Below are 2,216 nucleotides of genomic sequence, written 5' to 3'. Positions count from 1 at the left end.
TCACGGTAAAAAGCGTATTTTTATACGTTGCCGGATCTGGAGTATTTGGATCAGAGATGAAAGGTGTAGAACCATCAACAGGATTTGGACCACCTGCCCAACCAGGGAAATTGATCGTTTGATCGACTTGGATATGATCTTTTATGAATTTATAGCCTGCGTTATAACCGCCAGTTACATACATATCATCAGTACTTGGGAAGTTAGTATTTGGCCGAATTATAGAAAAGGTAGTATCTCCTATTTGATCACCATTTTGGGCAGTTGTTGCACTACCAAAAAGATATAATTTATACCAACCAAGCGGCTCACTATTAAGAGTAAGATCTTTACCATCTACTACAGGTCCACTATCGACAATCGCGCCATCATAATTTCTCACTTCATAGGTTTTAGCATAACCTCCTGGTGCATATTGTGCAGAATTAAGATAAAAGAACAATGGCTCTCCAGGATAAAAGACACTGCCAGGTCGAGTCGAATCGATAGTAACCACTCCTGTTGGTGCACTAGATTGAAATGAAGGACCACCGAGCGTCCATCCAACTCGAGTTGGCTCTGGATGAGTGTTTGCTTGAAAATTGGCAAGAGCATTTGCAGAAATATAATACATTGGAGTTGATTCCCCACCAATATTGGTAGCACTGACCCGATACATATATTTTACTCCAGGAGTTGCGGTTGTATCGGTATATGAAGTGTCATTAGCATTTGCAGTACCGATAGAACTAAATGTTGCACCTTCATTTGTTGAACGATACACATTAAAACCAGATTGATTATTGGCAGTATTTGTCCATGATACGGTAACCTGACCTATAGTATTTGAAACAGCCCCTAGATTTGTTGGGCCACTAGGTATACCAGGTAATTGTACGGATGATCCACCGCCTCCGCCGCCACCTGAATACCCACCACCGATATATATTTGAGTAGTAGTAGCTGTTGTTGCAGTACTCGTAGCAAGCAAACAAGATATACCTGTTTGATAATTAAAAAGTGCCGGAGGAGTACATGGTAATGGCAACGAAGAGATTCCAGTGGGAAGTAATGAAGACCCTCCAGACTGATTACAAGAAATATTTTCAATTGTAGTACGGGTCAATTTTCCAACAGCACCGTAGCCTGTGGTAGATGGACTACCTGAAGACACAATCTTATTGTCTTTTTGAAAATTTTGAACTGCGGCTACTGTTGCAGGACCAAAATTGCCTGTACTAGCAGCCTTCAAATATCCTTGATGTATTAAAAATTGCTGGAGTTTAGAAACTAATCCAAGAAGTACTCCACCAGTAGTACTATCTTTATCGTTTGGTCCTAACGAGCGAGAAAGTACCACACATGTTTTTGAATTAGAATTAGAAGATGTATCTGTGGTGTTTGTTGGAAGATTGAGTGGCAACACAGCATTAGAAAAGCAACTTAAATCCTGAATTTTTTCTTCTGTTGCTGCTCCAAGTATTCCATCTGAGACAATTCCATATTTATTTTGAAATTTTTGAACAGCAGCTATAGTTGCAGGACCATAGTGTCCGGTTGGAGTAGTCAGCAGATAGCCATTATAGACAAGAAACCACTGGAGTTTTGATACCAAGCCTCCGGTTGTACTGTCTTTATCATCTGGCGCTAAAGATCTATTAAATGTAGTACAACTTGATAGATTGGTGGCTGCTAGTGCACTATGAGAACTTTGAAAAAATAGTATATTTAAAAAGCATACACAACAAAAGAAAATAATAGCTTTTTTAATATAAGACAAAGCTTGACTCTCCATTTAGTAATAATAGCACACCCTTCTATATTTACTGCCCATATATTTCCACTTCTTGAAGAGAAAGTGCTGGACCACTCGTTTGTCCACCAGCTTGATTTGTCTCCTGTGTCGCCCCTCCTCCCCATGTCACACTATTTACCAACAGACGAATCTTTGACGTTGAAACTGCTGGAAAGGCATGATCAAATAATGACCGACTACTATAATATGTATCAACGGTTGTATTATTTGGAACTGAGTATGTACCAAAAGTCTTAGGATTTTCTTGAACATGTTCAATATTAATCCAAGCACTACTTGTAGCATCATAATATTGAAGATAATAATCGAGCGGAGCACCTTGTTGTTGCCATGGACGTGGAGCATAAACAATGACGTGATTGACATTTGTTGTGGATGCCAAATCAATTTCAACGGTAATTGGAGAAGAACTTATATTATC

At 39.2% G+C, this 2,216-nt stretch carries 2 protein-coding genes; both read right to left on the bottom strand.

The annotated features are described in order from the left end of the window. On the bottom strand, window positions 1–1,759 hold a 1,759-nt coding region (locus VGT41_00325; protein ID HEV2600716.1), incomplete at its 3' end, for a peptidoglycan-binding protein. Window positions 1,760–1,802: 43 nt separating this feature from the next. Beyond that, window positions 1,803–2,216 (bottom strand): hypothetical protein (locus VGT41_00320; GenBank protein HEV2600715.1); only part of this gene is annotated, 414 nt, incomplete at its 5' end.

It is taken from the genome of Candidatus Babeliales bacterium (assembly GCA_035944115.1).
In the GTDB taxonomy this organism is placed as follows: domain Bacteria; phylum Babelota; class Babeliae; order Babelales; family Vermiphilaceae; genus DASZBJ01.
Note: the sequence above shows the minus strand (reverse complement) of the source record. Positions and strands in the feature narration are given on the sequence as shown.